This window comes from Candidatus Nomurabacteria bacterium, assembly GCA_020847275.1.
Classification (GTDB): Bacteria; Patescibacteriota; Minisyncoccia; order Phycocordibacterales; family JACOZG01; genus JADLCI01.
Genome location: JADLCI010000001.1, coordinates 48,141 through 66,620 on the forward strand (window position 1 = coordinate 48,141; position 18,480 = coordinate 66,620).

At 46.7% G+C, this 18,480-nt stretch carries 27 protein-coding genes, 1 tRNA gene and 1 other RNA gene; 6 read left to right on the plus strand and 23 right to left on the minus strand.

Annotated elements, in window-relative coordinates; genetic code table 11:
- Nucleotides 1–16: 16 nt before the first annotated feature.
- From IT398_00305 to IT398_00330, 6 genes are all read right to left on the minus strand, one after another.
- Nucleotides 17–943 (minus strand): hypothetical protein, encoded by a 927-nt coding sequence (locus IT398_00305; GenBank protein MCC6290509.1) that lies wholly within the window; start codon nucleotides 941–943, stop codon nucleotides 17–19.
- 15 nt (nucleotides 944–958) lie between these two features.
- Nucleotides 959–2,212 (minus strand): PKD domain-containing protein, encoded by a 1,254-nt coding sequence (locus IT398_00310; GenBank protein ID MCC6290510.1) that lies wholly within the window; start codon nucleotides 2,210–2,212, stop codon nucleotides 959–961.
- Between the two features lie 114 nt (nucleotides 2,213–2,326).
- A tRNA-Arg gene (locus IT398_00315) sits at nucleotides 2,327–2,398 on the minus strand.
- Between the two features lie 19 nt (nucleotides 2,399–2,417).
- Complete coding sequence (locus IT398_00320; GenBank protein ID MCC6290511.1) at nucleotides 2,418–2,666, minus strand: glutathione S-transferase N-terminal domain-containing protein; 249 nt, start codon at nucleotides 2,664–2,666, stop codon at nucleotides 2,418–2,420.
- A gap of 9 nt (nucleotides 2,667–2,675) precedes the next feature.
- Nucleotides 2,676–2,963 carry an RNHCP domain-containing protein gene (locus IT398_00325; GenBank protein ID MCC6290512.1) on the minus strand — a complete coding sequence of 96 codons (288 nt, stop codon included), beginning with the start codon at nucleotides 2,961–2,963 and terminating at the stop codon, nucleotides 2,676–2,678.
- A gap of 14 nt (nucleotides 2,964–2,977) precedes the next feature.
- Entirely contained in the window at nucleotides 2,978–3,232 is a 255-nt protein-coding gene (locus IT398_00330; protein MCC6290513.1) for an SWIB/MDM2 domain-containing protein, read from the minus strand.
- A 140-nt stretch (nucleotides 3,233–3,372) separates the two neighbouring features.
- Between IT398_00330 and IT398_00335 the strand changes: the two genes are divergently transcribed.
- Both IT398_00335 and IT398_00340 read left to right on the plus strand, forming a co-directional pair.
- Nucleotides 3,373–4,773: a peptidoglycan-binding protein gene (locus tag IT398_00335; protein ID MCC6290514.1), complete on the plus strand. Its 1,401-nt coding sequence runs from the start codon at nucleotides 3,373–3,375 to the stop codon at nucleotides 4,771–4,773.
- A 315-nt stretch (nucleotides 4,774–5,088) separates the two neighbouring features.
- Nucleotides 5,089–6,117 (plus strand): hypothetical protein, encoded by a 1,029-nt coding sequence (locus IT398_00340; GenBank protein ID MCC6290515.1) that lies wholly within the window; start codon nucleotides 5,089–5,091, stop codon nucleotides 6,115–6,117.
- A gap of 30 nt (nucleotides 6,118–6,147) precedes the next feature.
- On the opposite strand, the gene ssrA is transcribed toward IT398_00340, so the two are convergent.
- Nucleotides 6,148–6,530: a transfer-messenger RNA gene (gene ssrA, locus IT398_00345) on the minus strand.
- Between the two features lie 3 nt (nucleotides 6,531–6,533).
- Nucleotides 6,534–6,983, minus strand: a complete 450-nt coding sequence (smpB, locus tag IT398_00350; GenBank protein ID MCC6290516.1) for an SsrA-binding protein SmpB — start codon at nucleotides 6,981–6,983, stop codon at nucleotides 6,534–6,536.
- Nucleotides 6,984–7,037: 54 nt separating this feature from the next.
- Between smpB and IT398_00355 the strand changes: the two genes are divergently transcribed.
- Genes IT398_00355 through rplT form a run of 4 tightly spaced genes read left to right on the plus strand, consistent with a single transcriptional unit; the run spans nucleotide 7,038 to nucleotide 8,368 of the window.
- Nucleotides 7,038–7,277, plus strand: a complete 240-nt coding sequence (locus tag IT398_00355) for a hypothetical protein (GenBank protein MCC6290517.1) — start codon at nucleotides 7,038–7,040, stop codon at nucleotides 7,275–7,277.
- Nucleotides 7,278–7,281: 4 nt separating this feature from the next.
- Complete coding sequence (gene infC / locus IT398_00360) at nucleotides 7,282–7,818, plus strand: translation initiation factor IF-3 (protein MCC6290518.1); 537 nt, start codon at nucleotides 7,282–7,284, stop codon at nucleotides 7,816–7,818.
- Between the two features lie 4 nt (nucleotides 7,819–7,822).
- Nucleotides 7,823–8,020 carry a 50S ribosomal protein L35 gene (locus tag IT398_00365; GenBank protein MCC6290519.1) on the plus strand — a complete coding sequence of 66 codons (198 nt, stop codon included), beginning with the start codon at nucleotides 7,823–7,825 and terminating at the stop codon, nucleotides 8,018–8,020.
- Between the two features lie 6 nt (nucleotides 8,021–8,026).
- Nucleotides 8,027–8,368 (plus strand): 50S ribosomal protein L20, encoded by a 342-nt coding sequence (gene rplT, locus IT398_00370; protein MCC6290520.1) that lies wholly within the window; start codon nucleotides 8,027–8,029, stop codon nucleotides 8,366–8,368.
- On the opposite strand, the gene IT398_00375 is transcribed toward rplT, so the two are convergent.
- From IT398_00375 to IT398_00445, 15 genes are all read right to left on the minus strand, one after another.
- The gene (locus IT398_00375) at nucleotides 8,363–8,980 is read right to left on the minus strand and encodes a protein containing YHS domain protein (protein ID MCC6290521.1); all 618 of its coding nucleotides are present in this window, start codon (nucleotides 8,978–8,980) and stop codon (nucleotides 8,363–8,365) included. The genes rplT and IT398_00375 overlap by 6 nt on opposite strands.
- Before the next feature lie 2 nt (nucleotides 8,981–8,982).
- A complete protein-coding gene (locus IT398_00380; protein MCC6290522.1) occupies nucleotides 8,983–10,122 on the minus strand; it encodes an ABC transporter substrate-binding protein in 1,140 nt (379 codons plus the stop codon).
- Nucleotides 10,123–10,130: 8 nt separating this feature from the next.
- Complete coding sequence (locus IT398_00385; GenBank protein MCC6290523.1) at nucleotides 10,131–11,459, minus strand: MBL fold metallo-hydrolase; 1,329 nt, start codon at nucleotides 11,457–11,459, stop codon at nucleotides 10,131–10,133.
- Between the two features lie 206 nt (nucleotides 11,460–11,665).
- Nucleotides 11,666–12,277 (minus strand): nucleoside-diphosphate kinase, encoded by a 612-nt coding sequence (locus IT398_00390; GenBank protein MCC6290524.1) that lies wholly within the window; start codon nucleotides 12,275–12,277, stop codon nucleotides 11,666–11,668.
- A gap of 66 nt (nucleotides 12,278–12,343) precedes the next feature.
- Nucleotides 12,344–12,568: a DUF378 domain-containing protein gene (locus tag IT398_00395; protein MCC6290525.1), complete on the minus strand. Its 225-nt coding sequence runs from the start codon at nucleotides 12,566–12,568 to the stop codon at nucleotides 12,344–12,346.
- 51 nt (nucleotides 12,569–12,619) lie between these two features.
- The gene (gene map, locus IT398_00400) at nucleotides 12,620–13,381 is read right to left on the minus strand and encodes a type I methionyl aminopeptidase (GenBank protein MCC6290526.1); all 762 of its coding nucleotides are present in this window, start codon (nucleotides 13,379–13,381) and stop codon (nucleotides 12,620–12,622) included.
- A complete protein-coding gene (locus IT398_00405) occupies nucleotides 13,378–13,992 on the minus strand; it encodes a nucleoside monophosphate kinase (protein MCC6290527.1) in 615 nt (204 codons plus the stop codon). The genes map and IT398_00405 overlap by 4 nt, the downstream gene beginning before the upstream one ends.
- Nucleotides 13,993–14,025: 33 nt before the next feature.
- Nucleotides 14,026–15,297 (minus strand): preprotein translocase subunit SecY, encoded by a 1,272-nt coding sequence (gene secY, locus IT398_00410; protein MCC6290528.1) that lies wholly within the window; start codon nucleotides 15,295–15,297, stop codon nucleotides 14,026–14,028.
- Between the two features lie 11 nt (nucleotides 15,298–15,308).
- Nucleotides 15,309–15,758, minus strand: a complete 450-nt coding sequence (locus IT398_00415; GenBank protein MCC6290529.1) for an uL15 family ribosomal protein — start codon at nucleotides 15,756–15,758, stop codon at nucleotides 15,309–15,311.
- A gap of 11 nt (nucleotides 15,759–15,769) precedes the next feature.
- Nucleotides 15,770–16,276, minus strand: coding sequence for a 30S ribosomal protein S5 (locus IT398_00420; protein ID MCC6290530.1), 507 nt, complete (start codon nucleotides 16,274–16,276; stop codon nucleotides 15,770–15,772).
- A 5-nt stretch (nucleotides 16,277–16,281) separates the two neighbouring features.
- Complete coding sequence (locus IT398_00425) at nucleotides 16,282–16,623, minus strand: 50S ribosomal protein L18 (GenBank protein MCC6290531.1); 342 nt, start codon at nucleotides 16,621–16,623, stop codon at nucleotides 16,282–16,284.
- A 6-nt stretch (nucleotides 16,624–16,629) separates the two neighbouring features.
- Nucleotides 16,630–17,166, minus strand: a complete 537-nt coding sequence (rplF, locus tag IT398_00430; protein MCC6290532.1) for a 50S ribosomal protein L6 — start codon at nucleotides 17,164–17,166, stop codon at nucleotides 16,630–16,632.
- Between the two features lie 3 nt (nucleotides 17,167–17,169).
- Nucleotides 17,170–17,562 (minus strand): 30S ribosomal protein S8, encoded by a 393-nt coding sequence (gene rpsH / locus IT398_00435; protein MCC6290533.1) that lies wholly within the window; start codon nucleotides 17,560–17,562, stop codon nucleotides 17,170–17,172.
- Between the two features lie 11 nt (nucleotides 17,563–17,573).
- Nucleotides 17,574–17,759, minus strand: a complete 186-nt coding sequence (locus IT398_00440; GenBank protein ID MCC6290534.1) for a type Z 30S ribosomal protein S14 — start codon at nucleotides 17,757–17,759, stop codon at nucleotides 17,574–17,576.
- A gap of 112 nt (nucleotides 17,760–17,871) precedes the next feature.
- Nucleotides 17,872–18,351, minus strand: a complete 480-nt coding sequence (locus IT398_00445; protein MCC6290535.1) for a hypothetical protein — start codon at nucleotides 18,349–18,351, stop codon at nucleotides 17,872–17,874.
- Between the last annotated feature and the right edge of the window lie 129 nt (nucleotides 18,352–18,480).

The following is an 18,480-nucleotide window of genomic DNA, read 5'->3' on the forward strand; positions in this document are numbered from 1 at the left end:
CATATTATACAACAAACTATTGCGAGAGCGGTGCTTCGATTTGTAGATAACTCGTTTGAAGTTTACTGACAAAGAATTCTTTGTTTACAAGAAGAACACCAAAAAGTACGAGGATTAGAAGCAACCCGTTCACGATGATATGCGGGTGCTGAATTTTAATTCTGATAAAAAAGTTAAGAAGGAAGGCAACAATGGCCAGAGCAAGAAGGGAATAATAGACCTTACTGGAGACGGTATGTAGACGCGTGGCTAGAATCTGCCAATAACTTAGCTTCGTTGCCGCTACCGCCGCACCAAGCACCTGATTAAGGCGTGGCGAATCATCAGGCGATTCACTAATGTTAATACTGGCGAGGGTCTGCGTGGTGGCAATAGCGGGTTTACCAAAAAACTGGACGACAAAGAGAGTATTGCGACCTTGATAATTCCCAGCCGCCACGCCGATACCAATTTCGCTAAAAACTGGCCGAATCAGGTTAGCCTCGTGGGTCGGTGAACGCCGCCACGCTTCTGCAACATCACGAGAATCAAAGAAGTTGACGGCCAGGTTCTCACCAGCATAACTAAACTTGTATCCCACTTTATCCAGCCAAGTCCACGGCTCCTCTCCCTCGGGACTTTGGTGTGAGAAGTAGCCACGGGTCGCCATGTCCTCAGCTTTCAATTGCGCCGCCCGCGTTAGCAAGGAGTTGGTTTCTAAGTCAGGTAAAGAAGTCGCCTGTCTTGTCTCGTTGGTGAGAGCCACCAGAGCTTCCGGTAGAACCGCAGCAAGGAAGCCATTACGTGGCAAAACAAAGAAAGAAGGAATCACTACGGCCGCCTCAATCAGCACCACCAACACCAGCAGGGCAACCACACTCCCCTCGCGCAAAAAATGCGGTTGGTGAGTATTGTCATCATGTGGGATGAAATACTTCTTGAATCGTTCTAGCCAGCGATTCATTTACTTAACTAAGAATTAACGAGAACGATTAAGGATTGTGGTAAGTTGCTGAAGAGTGTTGAGAAGTTGCAGGTTGGGTGTAAAAGCACCACGAACTTGAGCAATAGCGGGGCGAGACGAACGATTGCGCAGGGCAATCAAGAGTTTGGCAAACAATTCACCAAGATCAACATCGCCAGTAAAGGCACCCAAGACTTGCCCCGTTACCGGAGGAACAGGTTGCCCAACGAAGCCACCACCGCCACGAGTACCACCCCCACCACCGCCACCGGAAGTAGAAGTTGGAGGAGTTACCACGGGAGGAATCTCCGGTTCTGGAGTGTCATCTACCGGTTCAGATAAAACTACCTCAATGCTATCGCTGACCGGTTCGGAAATATTGTTGTAAACATCCCTGCAACGATATTCTGCAGTGTAAGTTCCCTCCTCAAGCGGACCGAAAATGTACTCTGTGTCCATTGGATCCAACGTTCCATTGTCTCCCCAATCTTGGGTAGATAAACGAATTTCGCAGTACTGAATCTCCGTGTCATCCGTTCCGGACGAGAAGTTTGCCATCACTAATCCTGTATTGTTTTGAGCTGCGCCACCATCCAACTCTAGACTTAGTCCAGTTGGTGGCATTGTATCAGTCGGTTCAACTGGAACTGATACTTCTATAGATTCTTCCGCGCTAGAGTAATTCCCGGCATTGTCGTAACAAATAAGAAATGTTGGGTACAAACCGTCTCCAGGAAATGAGTGAACAACTGGGCCATCTGCAAGAATTTCCTCTTCAGGAGTTCCATCTGCCCAGTCCATCACACAGGTATTAAGTCCTGAACCATCGTCAGTCCCCCGAGTAAGTACCACAGAAACATCGGTTGAATTTGAAATTGGGCCACCTACAAAATCAATATCTGTACCCGCTGGCGCAACAGTATCAACAGTGATTTCGGTTTCGATTGAATTGGCAAGCGATTCTCCGTTAAAGCAAACGAGGGATACGGTGTAGGTGCCATCGTTTGAATATCCGTGGTTGACTAAGCCTGGTGTGACCTCTTCAGCGCTTCCGTCGGCCCAGTCGATCTCACAAACGATTATCCCCGATTCTGGATCAGTTGCTTCAACAACCGCACTGACGGTTCCGGTATTGTTGTATTGGGCACCGCCGTCTAGTGTAAGCGAAACTTCAGGAGGGGTTGCGTCGGCCACTCCCGCTGAAGCTTGACCGGCAAGAAAGACTGATAAAATGAGAGCGGTAACCAAAAAAGCCTTATTTTTAAACATATTTTTATTGCTAACTAATAATCCTGTTTGAACCCCGATTATATATCAAGCCGTATCAAATTGTCAAGCCCAAGATCTTTTGCGCTACTATTCAACAGCATATCATCATTCCGGTGCCGCTGGCAGGAATTGAACCCACATTTATCCCTTAGGACGGGATTGTTCTATCCGTTGAACTACAGCGGCAGGGAGAAAATGGGATAAACTAGACGCCAAGTGCCGCTCCAAGCGAACGCTTGTCGAAACCTACAATCCTCTGCTCTTCGCCATTTTCGTCTGTGATTACAATCACTGGCACACCCATCTGACCACTCTTATCAATCATCTCCTGACGCCTAGCGGCATCCGTGCCCACATTATACTCCTCATAAGCCACCCCCTTCTCCTGAAAAAATGCCTTCGCCATCCGGCAATAGGAGCAAGTCGCAGTTGTATAAATTTCTACTTTTTTCATGAAAAATTATTAAGCGATTAAGACATCCAGTTTATCACCCCTATCCAATTTATTCCACTTCTCATGCCCACATTTCTCACAATGATGTAACACATCGTAACCACCGGAGACTGCCCGGTAATCCACGGGGGCCATCATCCCGCCACACCGAGCCAACCGATCGCCAGGATGGTTATCCACATGGCGACTCCACAAACAATCTGGGCAATGGTTGGTATAACCATTGCCACGGACAGCTAGTCCGCAATGACCACAGACAAAATCCTCAATTTTTTTCTGAAAAGTGGTTGTCAGAATTAATTCTCAAACCACTATGAAAGGTGGTTGGAGACCAGCTTTGTCATCTCAAACATCGAGACAGTCTTCTTGCCGCCAAAAACGGCCAGGAGATTGTCGTCGGCGTTGATATTGCGCTTATTCTGGGGATCCTGCAAATCGTTCTTCTTGATATAAACCCAGAGTGCTTTGACCACCTCAGAGCGAGGCATTGGACCCTTTCCCACAACGAGAGCCAGTTCTGGACTGATCGTCATCGGTTTCATGAATGCGGAATTCGATTTTGCCATAATTGTTTAGCTATTTACTTAATAACATTTAATAACCAGACTATCATAGCATGAAAGTACCCCGCTAGCGACTACCACGGTAGAGACAAACAATGATTAAACCCTTTCGGTCTAATCATTGTCGTTATATAATATGCAACATGAAATCACTTCTACTTCTAACTGTTCTCGTTTTTGGATTTTTTATCCCCCTTGCAAATGCCTCCGTCGTTCCCACATTTTCCGTTTCCAGTAACGGTTACAATGCGCTAGCCACCGTCCACGGCGACCCAAACACCGCCGTAGAACTTCACTACGGCAATTCTGCCGAAAACATAAACACTATCGGCACCACAGACTCAAACGGTAATTTTTCTACCCCACTAAGTGTCTCAAGCTACCAATTCGGTTGTGGAAAAACGGCCTATGTGAGAGTTGGCACTTATCAATCTGCCACTATCCCTTGGTCACTCAATAATAGCTCCTGCCAAAGCCTCGCCCTTAGTCAAACTAATGTTTCTCTCAATCCCGGACAAAGCACCATCATTACCGCCACGATTAGCGGTGGTCTGTATGTCTCCAGTAACTCCAACCCGAGTGTGGCCGGCGCTAGCGTGAGTGGCAACCAGATTACCATCACCGCCGCCAGCTACGGCACAAGCAATCTTACCGTCTGCACCACCAATGAAATGTGCGGAGTTATAAACATCACCACCAATGCTCCTGGCGCCAACGCCGGTAGCAACCTCTCCTTTAGCCAAACTAATGTTGAGGTCAATGTGGGACAGAGCAGTGTTGTCACCATTTATGGTTCGGGCAACAATTACACTATTCCAACCAACTCCAACCCCGCCACCGTCTCTACCTCTCTAAGTGGGAATGTCCTCACTCTCACGGGCCTTGCTTTCGGAGGCTCTAATGTCACGATCTGTCAGAATAATAATCAGTGTGGGGTGGTCTATGTCATTGTGGTTAATAATCCAGCCTTGACCGGTACTTATACCAACAACGCCGAGCCCACAATTACCTCTCTCAATATTAGCTCCGACAATGTTGGCGGAGAATTCATTAAGGCTGGCAATCGCCTGACCATTACCTTCAATACCAATAAACCAATAAGTAACCCGCTGATGCTCGTTGGTCTTACTCGAGTTAACCTAACAGGAAGCGGCTCTGGTCCTTACCTCGGCACATACTCCGTCACAAGCAATAATCCACTGCCTCTCATTATCACTTTCAGCGATTCCTCAGGTCGAAGCGGTCGAGCAACCCTCACTTTGGGAGATTGGTCAGCCCCATCAAATATCTCGAACAGCCCGATCACCACACCAACTCCCGGGCCCCGCTACACCTTCTCAACCTTCTTAGGCGTTGGTGATAACGGCAAAACGGTGACTGAATTACAAAAACGCCTGACCGAACTAGGTTTCTACCACGGTCCCACCAACGGCAACTTTGGACCCCTAACTGAAGCGGGGGTAACGGCGTTACAGAGGGCCAACGGGATAAAATCCGTTGGGTATGTCGGCCCAGCCACACGGGCCATCTTGAACCAGTATTGACCACTGGTGTATAATGAGAGCAGATTATAAGCATTAATAATTTTTCTCTATGAATCCAGAAGAATGTGGCTGTGGTGAACACAGTACCTGCAAAATGGGCGATGCTACTTGCACCGCCTGCAACAAGAAGTGCCCAGCAGCTCCATCTGCTCCAGAAGGTGGGATGGGAATGTAAGAAGACCCGGCAATCTTGTTCTCCCAAAACAAACCGCCCATTGGAGCGGTTTGTTTTTTGTTGGCGAGACCATGGAATTGATTACATCCTTGCTTATGGAAATTGAATTATGGGTTGGAAGAGTATAAACTTTAAATAACATGAAAAAGATAACGAAACTAGTATTAACTGGATTACTTGTCACACTAGTCATTCCTCAAATCGCACTAGCCGCTTGGTGGAACCCAATTAGTTGGTTAAATAACTGGAACCTTTTTAAACCAGCAACTCCTGAGGAAACCAAAACCCAAGTCCTAGAAAATCGAATAAAGGAGCTTGAGAAGAAATTGGAAAAAAGTGTAGATATTTCAAATAATCCTAGCACCACAACCCTAGGAACTAAAAAAGAAGCGCTTAAACAAACGGTGAGGACAAACGATGTTACGCCGATAGAGTCACCAACACTTACCAAGCCTAAGCCAATAGTTACCCAACCCACCATAGTGACACCGCCCCTGGTGAAATCAATCCAGCCAGCACAAGTAGTTGATATTTATCAAGCCAAAGATAATCTGATGTCAAAGCTAAATAATTTAAAGTCTCAAGTAGAAAACATTATATCTGATCGAGGGTATACTCAACCCGATAAATTAAGCGGCCGCGACTATGTCGAGGCTACAAACTTAACTCAAATCGTGCAGAAGCTAGGATCTAGTTTATATGATTTGAAATCAACCAACCCATCTCAAAAAAGCATTGATTATCACACGAGCCAATACAGCAGTTTAGAAACTTCTTTCAATAGCCTAGGCTTCAACGAGTCTGACTGGTCTCCACGAAAAACAGAAAAACTAGACAAGGGAGAAAACCCCCTTCTAGTGCAAATGAGAATGGTGCAGTCTGAGATTGATAAATATAAAAGATTCCTTTTAGAAATTAACGCTGGCCATTACAGTTGTGTCCGCAACGACACTAATACTTGTCCAGATGTTTACACACCACAAAACCCAATCCCGCAGGAAATCATCGATATAATATTTCGTGCGTCATTTTCAGCCACCGATGGTGGAGATGCTAAGATTCTCACAAAAGGCACTTCTCTAGCTAGGTACGTCGAACAACAAATTGAGTTTATACTTTTCGACTTAGAAGCCAAACTTAGGCAATTAAGATTAACCGTTCAATACTGATCCTTACCAAAAAAACGCGAAGATACTAACTGGTGGAGATGGCGGGAATCGAACCCGCGTGCAAAAGGTTGACCTAAATTGTTCTACATACTTATCTCACTTTAAATTTTCGCCAACGCGACTCGAAATGAGCCAAACATCGCGCCAGTTAGCATCTTAGTTTTGAATTCGTGCCGATGCGATCATGAATTCTAGCTCGCGAGTATAACACCCCTAGCCAGTCAGCAAGCGAGACCGGTAGAGACGCCGAGTTAAGCTAAAGCGAAACTCGGAACAGCGAAGTACGGTGAAACCGTACCGCCCTGCTTAGCCGTAGTTTTGGCAAGTAGATTTTACCTTTTGATTAACGAGAGTAAGGCGCTCTCGGTATGCCCAAAATGAGGACCGTCCAATTGTCTAGGCCGATCATCCCCGTTTTAAAAGCGACTTTTCAAAGTCCGATCAAGGTCTCGTTTATTCTCCCGTTTTTTAATCTTCTCACGCTTATCATACTTTTTCTTCCCCCGTGCAAGCGCAAGACCAAGCTTCAAACGACCGCCTTTATTATATACTGATAATGGAATGATTGTCAATCCCCGCTCACCAATTCTGGCCGCCAAATCGCTAATTTCTTTTTTCGTCAGCAGAAGTTTCAGGGCTCGCCCTTTCTCGTAGTCTGGTGGCAAATTCGCCGCCTGATAAGGACTAATTTCTGCACCCACCAGGAAGGCCTCCCCTCCGCGAACCAAGACTCGTCCACCCTCTAGCTTACCTCGTCCCAGTTTGAGTGCCTTTACCTCAAATCCGGATAATTCTAAGCCAGCCTCTAGTTTTTCTAAGAGTTCGTAGTCGTAGTGCGCTTTCGGGTTATTCACAAGATTAGACATTGTCCCCATTGTAGCATTGCGCTTACAGCGTCTTCTAGTATATACTACTGTCCTATGACTAAAAATAAAAAGAAAGGGTTTGGTCTTGGTAGTTTGATTGTTATCATCGCTTTGGTGCTCATTGTTGGCGCCTACATGTACTACCGCGGCGATAATGCCGTTCCAGTCAGCGAGACAACAGTCGAGACTACCTACCCGCCCACCGCTTCTGATATTCCTGCCGGTCAGATGGAGCAGGGAGATGAAGCTGTGGTAACCGAACCTACGGGCACCACCACGCCGGTTAAGAATTAAGCCTTTGTTGACTTCTCGTCCCCAATCGGTTAGGATAAACCACCAGATTAGAGTTGCCGAGTTGCGTGTAATCGATGAACAAGGCGTTAATCTGGGTGTCCTAAGCCTAGCAGCAGCTCTTAGTGAGGCCGAGTCCCGTGGCGTAGATCTGATTGAAATCTCACCGCTTGCCGTTCCACCAGTTGCAAAATTGATGGATTTTGGCAAGTATCAGTACCTCGAGAATAAGAAGCAGAAGCTATCGCGCGGTAAGACTCAAGTAACGGAGACGAAATCAATTCAGGTAAAGATTGGTACTGGCGATCACGATCTGGCCATCAAGGCGGCTAAGGTATCAGAATTTCTTAATGAGGGTCACCGAGTGAAAATTGACCTCTTTCTCCCCGGACGCGCTAAGTACCTAGACAAGAATTTCCTACAAGAACGACTGGAGCGCCTACTCAAACTGGTCACTGTGGGATACCGTATCGCCGACAGTATTAAGAAAGGACCAAAAGGTTTGAACTTAGTTGTAGAACGAGACAGACCCGCTGGCAAATAATCTAATGGCAACTAAAACAAATAAATCTTTCACGAAACGTCTCCGCGTCACCCGACGGGGCAAGATTCTAGCGCGCCGTGGCGGTCGAAACCATTTCAATGCTAAAGAGGGCCGTGGCTCTCAACTCGCCTCACGTCGAAACTTTGATTTCCCAATGAGCAACAAGGATGCCGGACGCTTTTTACCAAATTTAGTTAAATAAACCCCCATGCCACGAGTTAAGAAAGGAACAATCGCTCTCAAACGTCGCCGTAAGGTACTGAAAGCCGCTAAAGGTTTCCGTTTCGGTCGCAGCTCGAAGGAACGCGAAGCTCGCACCGCCCTCCTTCATGCCGGTGTCCACGCTTTTGCCCATCGACGCGACAAGAAGAACGACTTCCGCCGCCTGTGGAATATCCAGATCGGAGCCGCCTCGCGACCCCTCGGCCTCTCTTACAGTCAATTAATTGGCAAGCTAAAGAAGAGCAAGATTGAGCTAGACCGCAAAGTACTGGCAACACTCGGCGCAGAACACCCTGAAGTCCTTGCCCGTCTCCTTAAGCAGTTATAGAATCGGCTCCCCCGGATTCCGATAGGTTTTGTACTCCTTCACTTCCTTTTTCTCTTTTTGTAAAATATCGACAATGTGGGAAACCAGCTTCGCTGGTTCTTTTTCAAAAATAACACGGTCCGAGTGGCGATTACCCTTGTCCATAATATCGCGAATAACTTGCCCTGTTGGCCAATCTCCGTCCAAGACACCAAGCAACTTCCCATCTTCGAAAGCAATGGAAAACTCATTGATTGTTCCGACCCGCCCACAACCCACCAAGACAGCATCGGAACAACGCGTCAGCATTAGGTTCCGCCCAGAATAGCCGAACCCGGTATAGATGATCAAATCTAGGTAGTCGAGAGGTAGACCGTAAACTTCGACATGCTCTCGTTCACTGGTCGCCGGTGAGAGGCCGACAGAATAACCTCCCGCTTCCTTCGCACCAATCGCCGCCCAGAGTGGGAAGCCAGTTGTCGCTCCCGTGACCAGAACGCCTCCTTGCTTCACAATTTGCCGACCAAGCTCCTTTCCCTCCTCCATCGCATTCGGACCACAATGCCCTGTCTCCGCCGCGCCAGAAACGCAAATCTTAAATTGCTGATGAGGATGTTTGAGTATGGTTTCCATAATTATTCTTCCAGTTTCACAAACTGACCGTTTTTGATTGTTTTAATAAAGATATCCTTAACCGCATCACCATTATCGTCAATACTAAATACTCCACTTGCTCCAGCAAAATTACTTGTATTATATAGACATTTCTTCACCTCTTCTACGTCGTTACCATTTTTCTCAAGACAGTCACTTAATAGATAGACCGCATCATAAGAATTGGCAGCTAGCGTATCTGGCTCGCCCATAAACCTTGCCACATACCTATTGTAAAAAGATCTTACACTTTCTTCTCCACCATGACTATCGTAAGAATAGGGGTATAGAAGTCCTTCAGCCAAAGAACCAGCAACATTAACTATGTCTGGTCCTTCGACACCAATGTTGTAAAACTGAGCCCTTATCCCTAGTTCGTGTGCTTGTTTAAGAATTAACCCGACCATCTTAGGTGAAGCAATTAAGAAAACATCAGATGGATTTTGTGCCTTAATCTTGGTAAGTTCGGTTTTGAAGTCTATCGTCTTTTGATCAAATCTTTCTATCAAACCAATTTTTCTGCCGGTAGACTCAAATACAGGTATAAAAGTCTTTAGATAAGGATCAGTAATTGCTGTATTTATAACAAGAAAATGTAATGTGTCATTCTTTATTTTTTCCGCCACGAACCTAGCAAAAATCGGGGCCTCCTGTGCGCTATTATGAATAATCCTAAACACATAGTCCCCAAGTAGGGATATCTCGTCTGACTGAGCGCCAGTTACAATCAGAATCGCTTTTGACTCTTCCGTTATGGGCCCAACAGCCATTACTTCTGATGAACCGTAAGGACCAATAAGGTAGCGCACCCCGTCCAGATTTAACAATTTACGTACCGCACTTACTGCTACCTGCGCTTCGTACCTGCTGTCCTCATAAAGAAGATCAATCTTGTGTTTCCTATTAGGATCAGTATTGATCTCTTCTACTGCCAAGTTCAGTCCGTTCTGACTAAATTCACCTGCGTCTGCCCTCACACCAGATAAAGGCAAAATCACCCCAATCTTAACCACCTCATTACTCTCCGGAGTGACTGACTCTTTCTTGTTTAAACTAAACAAACCCCAAACCACGAGCGCAATTACCACTAGCCAAGCGAGTATCTTTGTCTGTTTATCCATTTTCTGTATTATAACTCCAATTCCACCCTCTCGCCAGCATTCGGTGCTGTGGCCATAAGACCAAGATAATCACGAATCTTCTGCACTAAATAAAGTGACGATTTCGGTTCCCCCATAACGACAAAAACCTGTTTAACAGTATCAGAGGTGTGTGCAACAAACTCTAATAAATCATCAGAACCCTTGTGCCCAGAATAGCCGCTGACAGAAACAATTTTCGCCCGTACCGACACCTCCTCGCCCAGAATTTTAACTTGCTTCATCCCATCTTCTAGTTGGCGACCCAATGATCCGGCGGCTTGATAGCCGGCAAGAAGTAGGGCACTAGCTGGGTCAGGCAGGTAACGTTTCTCGTGATGAATAATCCGCCCGCCATTACTCATACCAGACCCCGCCAACAAAATTTTCCTTCTCGGCGCGGCAGTAATCGCTCTCGATTGCTCGGTTGTTAAGGTTCTCTCAAGTTGAGAAAAGTCAAAAAGTTTACCAACATACTTCTCGTAAACACCCGTCACCTTAATTGCCAGCGGTGAATCAAGAAAGACGGGCACTGGCGGAATCCGTCCAGCCTCCATCATTTTTTTAATCTCAAAGATCATTTCCTGTGTTCGTTCAATCGAGAAAACTGGAACCATGAGCGTGCCACCGGCTTTCATTGTTTCCTCAATCACATCTTCCAGCTCCTCGCGACTACGCTCCCGATTATCATGATTACGATCACCATAAACTGATTCCATTATCAAGTAATCGGCGTCTGTGATAGATTCCGTATCGGCGAGGAGTAAACTTGGTGAATTTCCCAGATCACCGGTGAAAACGATTTTCCGACCATTCACCTTAATCTCAAACATTGCCGAACCAAGAATATGCCCAGCGTCTCGCATTGTCACCTCCAAATTTTCCCCCAATTTGAATGTTTGTTTATAATCATGCGTTTCCCACATCCGCAAGGCCTGTTCTACGTCTGCTTCATTATAGATCGGGGGTAAATTGGAACCACGGGCCTCTTTCTCCAGCACGCCCATGCTATCAATCAAACTTAACTCAGAAACTGCCCGTGTGGCCGGAGTGGAATAAATCTTTCCCTTAAAGCCGTCCCGCACTAGCTTGGGGATCCGGCCGATGTGATCAAGATGCGCATGAGTCACCAGTAGAAAATTGATACTCGCTGGATTGTAAGCAAAGCTCTCCCGATTCTTGTCATCGGCAACTTTTGACCCCTGAAAAAAACCACAATCAACTAGAATCTTAGTATCTCCAGCCTCCAACAAAAAATTCGCGCCCGTAACGCTTCCCGCTCCGCCATAGAATGTAACCACTGCTTTATTATCCGCCATCTAGTTCTCTTATTATAAGCGATTCATCCCTTCCAGACAACCAAAAAATCTCCGAAAATTGGAGATTTTTTGGTGAGGCCTCTGGCTGTTGCCTAGATTGAATCTAGGTGGGTGTCCGCAAGACGCAACCAAGATCACGCCCGTATAAGACTCCCTGAAAATGTTATCTAGTCAAATTCACCAAAGACCTCACCCCCATTCTCTTCTTATTCCAAAAGACCGTCAATATTTACATCATACAGAATCTGTTCTTGAACAAGTCTGTAATCAATCAGCTCCTCTGGTTTAAACCAATGCTTAATCTCCAACTCCGCTTCGGGAACAGTGCCAGAAGCGTGAATCAAATTACGGACCGAACGACCATCGCCATCGCTCATAACATAAGAATCCAAGACAAAATCGCCACGAATCGTGCCAATATCAGAAGTAAGCGGTTCGGTACCACCAGTAATTTTCCGCACAATGGGGACGGCATGACCGCCCTGCCAAACCATCGCGATCACTGGGCCACTTGTCATATATTTCTTCAGATTCTCCAGAATCCGCCCGGTAATCTCCAGTGGGTCCATTGACGGTGGTTTAAGTCCCTTTTTTTCATAGCTCGCAATAGTCTTCTCGCCAGTAATTCGCCGCCAATTTGGGTCAAGAGTGTAGTGCTTCTCCACCATATCAGCTGTTGGTACAAGCATTTTGACACCAACCAACTTCAAACCGGTACGCTCATAGCGCTTTATTATCTCACCGATGAGAGTGCGCTGAATACCGTCCGGCTTAATCAACACCAGTGTTCGCTCAATTTTGGGGTGATTCTGATTCATTGTTTGTTTAATCTAACACAAAAGACCCCTGTCTCCAAGGGTCTTTTGTTAAAAACAAAGACTGAATTACATCGCTGCTCCAGAACCACCGTTGCCGCAGGACTTGCAACCCTTCTTGTGGGTAACAAGTTCGTAAATCGCCGACAAGCCCACCAAAACAAAGATGATATTGCTAAGGGTCATCCCGAGCATACCAACCACATTCCAGTCACTGCCAGCGAAACCACCAATACCAACGAGGCCCCAATTGAGACCACCGATGATAAGCAGAATCCAAGAAAGCATGTGCATAAAGATTTTTCTTTATTAACTAATAATAAAAACGCCTCTCTAATTATAGCATTAACGGGTCAACACTTCAGCTCCATTTCTGTTGATAACGACTGTGTGTTCAAAATGGGCTGAAAGCGAACCGTCTGCCGTCTTAACGGTATAGCCGTCAGGTAAGAACTTGACTCCCCAACCACCAAGATTAAGCATCGGCTCAATCGCCAAAACAAGGCCCTCTTCAAGCACCAAACCGCTCCCGCCAGGGCCAAAATTGGCAATCATTGGCTCCTCATGAACCTTATACCCCACGCCATGGCCACCCAAATCGCGAACTAATCCAAGGCCATTCTTTTTAGAAACTTTCTCGATTGCCGCACCAATATCGCTCAGATGGGCACCGGGTACAGCCGCCTCTATTCCCCGATCTAGTGCCTCTCTCGTTGCGGTGATTAATTTATCTACTTCTGGCAATGTGTCCCCAATAGCAATAGTAATAGCTGAGTCAGTGAAAAGACCACCGTGTTTCAAGCCAAGATCCAAACTAACCACGTCACCATCTTGCAAAGCACGACTACCAGGAATACCGTGAACGACTTCATCGTTTATAGAAACACAAAGTGCGGCTGGGAATGGTGCTGGAGCGCCAGCAGGTTGATAGTTGAGGAAAGCCGGCTCGTCACCATTCTTGGCAATTAAATCACGCGCAAGTTGATCCAGTTCACCAGTTGTTACACCAACCTTCGAGATTTGGGCCAGCTCACGTAAGATTTCCCCCAATCTCTTGCCCCCGACACGCAAAATGGCAATCTCATCGTCACTCTTTTTTTTAATCATAAACCAATTTTCCCTATGATTTCTTGGTGCACTTCCGGAATAGTCTGCAAACCATTAATATCGAGAAAGGTATGCCCCGAGTGGGTACGATAATAATCTACGACCGGAGCCACATCGGTCATAAACCAACTTAGGCGCTTCTTTATCCCAGCCTCTGTGTCATCTGCCCGACCAGTTTCTTGTGCCCGCTTTAATAATTTCTCTACCGACCAATCATCGTGAACATCCAGATGGATGATTGTCGACTTACTTGCACCATAAAAACGGAATGCGGTATCAAGGGCCTCCGCCTCAATCACCGTACGTGGGGTACCATCGATTACAACCCGTTCCCCGCCCTTTAAATTGTTAATAAAAAAATTAGCCCAGTTGTAGATGGCCAGAAAAGCAAGGGTCAAACCACCGCCGCCATTATCTATTACCTCCTGAGTCAAGCGAGAAGTATAATTGTCGCGCGACTTAAACTCACGGAGGAGAGCACCTGTCTCCATGTAGTAAACAGGCCGAGACGAGTCGCCCCGCTTCAGATAATCAATAAGAAGTGCTGCCTGCGTTCCCTTTCCTGCTCCTGGTCGACCCAAGAAAACATAAGGCTCAATCGGCTGATTCATTCGGACAGTATAACAAAAAACTCGGTGATAGTTCTAGTACTCCCGCATTGAAAGCTGTGCCCCAACCTGCTTCATAAATTCAAGTGCCACCGATACAACGATAAGTAGTCCCGTGCCACCAATTGCGAGTGATGTTAGTCCAGTCAGTGACTGCATGGCGAGTGGCAAAATAGCGATTAGCGCAAGGAAAACTGCCCCAACAAAGGTCAAGCGGTAGAGCACGAAAGCAACATGTTCCGCCGTTGGTCGTCCGGGGCGAATTCCAGGAATGAAAGCACCGTTTTTCTGCAAATTAGTGGCCACTGATTCCGGGTCAAACGTAATCGCTGAATAGAAATAGGTAAAAATAAAAATAAGGAAAAAGTAGGCCACGCCATAGAACCAAGCATTATTCAGCGCGGCGGTAACCCAGCCAGACAGGTTCTTGATCCAGAAAATATCCACCCGTGTCAAAAAGCCGGCAATCATCTGTGGGAATAGAAGAACGGAGAGAGCAAAGATAATTGGCATCACTCCAGCCTGATTTAGACGGAGAGGTAGGTAGGTAGAGGCGCCGCCATAGACCTTGTTTCCGCGGACACGCTTGGCATAAGTCACGGGAATCGGTCTCTCCGCCTCGGTCACCACGACAACACCAGCTGTCACAATTAGGGCAACGGCAAGAAAAACGAGGTAAAGTGGAACCTGGCTAGCTTCAAAATTGACAGCCAATTGACTAACCGTAGAGGGAATGCCTGCCAAAATACCGGCAAAGATTATCAAAGATACACCGTTGCCAATTCCATATTCGCTAATCAGTTCACCAATCCACATGAGAAGCACTGAACCGGCCACAATGGTGACCACGTTGATCAGTTTAGAACCCAAACTTAAGTGGAGAAGGACCCCCTGATTCTCGAGCAAGGCAAGAAGTGCATACCCTTGGATAATCGCAAGTGGCACCGTGAGCAAGCGAGAATACTGAGTAAACTTTCGCCTACCGGCCTCGCCCTCTTCGCTATAAAGACGCTTAATGGCTGGAAACATAATCGTGAGGAGTTGCATGATAATCGAGCCAGTGATAAATGGACCGACCCCAAGCATGAAAATGGAGAGGTTAGAAAGTCCGCCACCAGAAAAGACGTTTAAAAGACCCAAGAATTGGTTCCCAGAGAAAAACCGTGCCAGTGCTTCACTATTCACACCCGGAACTGGTATGGTTGTACCTAGGCGAAAGAGGACCAAAGCACCGAGTACAAAGAGTAGGCGTCCGCGAAGGGTGCTGTCGGAGAGAATAAGTTTAATTTTGCTACCGAAACTATTCATATTTTTATTTACTAAGAAATCTTACCACCCGCTTTTTCAATCTGGACACGCGCCGAGGCGGAAACGAGACAATCAGTAAACTGGAAAGTCTTTGAAAGCGCCCCGCCAGCAAGAATCTTCACCTTTGGTAATTTGCCAGACTCCCTTCGAATCAATTTCTGTTCAAAAAGTGCCGCTGGATTAATCGTTGCGCCAGAAGCGAAGACTTTGTTAATTGAACCAAGTTGCACCACTTTTGCCTTCACAACCCCGTCATTCACGGTCAACCCACGATTACGACCGTACCCACGACGCTTGGGGATCTTTTTGATTATGTCGCGCAATTCGGGACGAAGCTTACGGCCAGAGCGAGCGAGTTGTCCCTTGGTGCCACGTCCGGCTGTCTTACCACGCTTACCACCACGACCAATTTGGCGAGATTTCTTTAGGGGATGTTCACGTTTTAATTGATGAATTTGCATAAATTTTAAATTTACTGGGCAAAAGCTTTTAGCGCTTCCATTGTGACACGCGAATTATTCAGTTTATTCTTGCTCTTGGAGAGAATCTTCGCACTTACATCACGGACGCCAGCTAGGTTAAGAATCACCCGAACAGCGCTCCCCGCCACCAAACCACGTCCAGGCGCAGGCTTAAGTAGAAGACGCGAGCTGGAATATTTGACCAAAACTTCGTGTGGCACAGAGCCGGTCTTGGTTAGGCGAAGAGTCATCATCTCCTTCTTGGCTTGATGAAAAGCTTTCTCAATCGCACTTGAAATATCTGAGGACTTGCCAACACCAAGACCAATCTTACCCTTGCGATTTCCCGCCGCAAGAACGAGTGAAAAAGAGAAGCGACGTCCGCCGCGAACCACGCGAACCACGCGACGAATATTGACAATCGCTTGATCGAATTCTGACTTTGGCTTCTCGGGTCGTCCTCCGCGACCACCTCGGCCACCGCCACCTCGTCGATCATTGGTATTGTTGTTGTTCATAAAATTTAGAAAATTAGGCCGCCAGAGCGAGCACCTTCGGCAACTTGTTTAACTCGACCAGCGTAGATGTAACCCCCACGGTCAAAGGCAACTGTCTTTATTTTTTTTGCCAAAGCCTCTTTAGCAATGAGCTCACCCACCCCCTTTGCGTCAGGTGTTGGCTTAACTTTCAAATCACTCGCGGCGGCAATAGTTCGTCCAGCCACATCGTCAATCAGCTGAGCATAGATGTGCTTCTCCGAACGAAACACTGCCAGTCGCGGACGCAAAGCCGTACCGCGCACTCGGGCACGGACACGCGCCCGCCGTCGAGCTCTCTGATTTTTTTTGATATTAGCTTTAATCATAAATATTTAGGCTGTTACTTTTTTACCAGCCTTACGCCGAACAGTTTCCGTTGAGTAACGAATTCCTTTTCCTTTGTATGGCTCCGGTGGCCGGTAATCACGAATCTTAGCGGCAAAGTGGCCGACCAATTCCTTATCAGTCCCGCTAATTGTCAAATTACCTTTATCGACCGCCACCTTGATTCCTTCTGGAACCTTAAGCTCAATTGGGTGAGAGAAACCGAGAGCAAAAACCAACTTATCGCCAGTCAAAGTGGCACGATAACCAACCCCCTCAATCGTCAATTGTTTCTGGAAACCAGTCGTCACCCCAGTAACCATATTAATTAAGTGAGACGCATATGTACCCCACAAAGCATTTGTCTCCAAGTTAAGTTTAAGAGGCTTAACTTGCGCAACATTTCCTTCAACCGTCACGGCTAGGCGCGGATCAAATTGTCGTTCGCTCTTACCAAGTGGACCAGAAACGGTTACCAAACCATCCTTAACAACACAAGTTGTTTTTTCTGGAAGCGTAATCAATCTTTTGCCAATTCTAGACATAAATTACCAGATTTTAAATAAAAGTTCGCCACCAACCTTAGCCATCCGTGCTTCCTTATCCGTGAGAAGTCCCTGTGGCGTGGAATAAATTCCGACACCATGTCCCTGGCGGACAGAGCGGATCTGGGTTGCACGATGATAAAGACGCTGAGATGGTCGCGATACCCGCAACACATCTTCAATTTTCGGCTTTCCATTCTGATAAAACAACTCCACCTCAATCGTTTTCTGCACTTTCTTGCCGCGTTTGCTAACGCTTTTCAAATAGCCAACCTGTTTCAATTTCTCGGCAATTGCGAGTTTAAGATTGGACGCTGGAAAAGATGCCGTTGGACGCTTGGCCATACCAGCATTCTTCAAACGAATAATCATATCGGAAATTGAATCAGTGAGCATAAAAATTTAGATTACCAAGATGACTTTTTCACTCCAGGAATTTTGCCTTCATTCGCCAACTCGCGGAAACAAATCCGACAAAGAGAGAAATCGCGCATGAAGGCTCGCTTGCGACCACAACGAAAACAACGCCGCACAATTCTGGTGCTAAATTTTGGGGTCTTTTCTGACCGAGCAATAACTGATGTTTTCGCCATAGCGAGTGTTTTATCTTAGCAAATAGGCCGTCTGTCGTCAAATGACGAAAAAACCGGCTCACATTCTGTGAGCCGGGCCAGTCAAGCGCTTGTCTGGCAAGAGCGACCCGTCTCAGAACGGGCAAATAGACGAGAGGTAATCACGAACCTCCGCTGTGTCCGGAGCCAAGTAAGACATCTCTTCCTCCCAACGAGAAAGATCAGAGATGCCAACGAAACGCAAGGTAATCAGATGGTCTTTCTTCAACTTCTGAAATTCGGTGAAGAAAGTGTGCAGGGCCGAAACTTCGAAAGCCCGTGATTCCAGCCCCGTAGCACTTGCCCCACCGCCACCAAGGGGCTTAAGGTGAATCAGAATCGTCCGTTTAAACGGCGATTGCTTCGGTGGCGTTTCGAGCACCCTCCATCTCTGTGGTTGCTCCTGCGACGCCCCCGTCATCAGAATCGCCCTGTCTCTGGCCTTCTGTCTCATGTCGACCGATACTGATTTCCCTTTTTCTTCTACAGGAGAATCCGGTGGGCGAATACCGATAACCACCGCTCCAGCAAAAGACAATACGACGAGCCAAACGAAGAACTCAAGAGCAGTCATACGACCCGATCGGTTCCAATTCCTTCTTCCAGCCATTTCAAACTCCTTCGATTTTTGAAGACCATTTTTTCACTCGGACTAGGCCACACAGCCTCTGTCCCAGAATCAATTATCCAACTCTATTATACA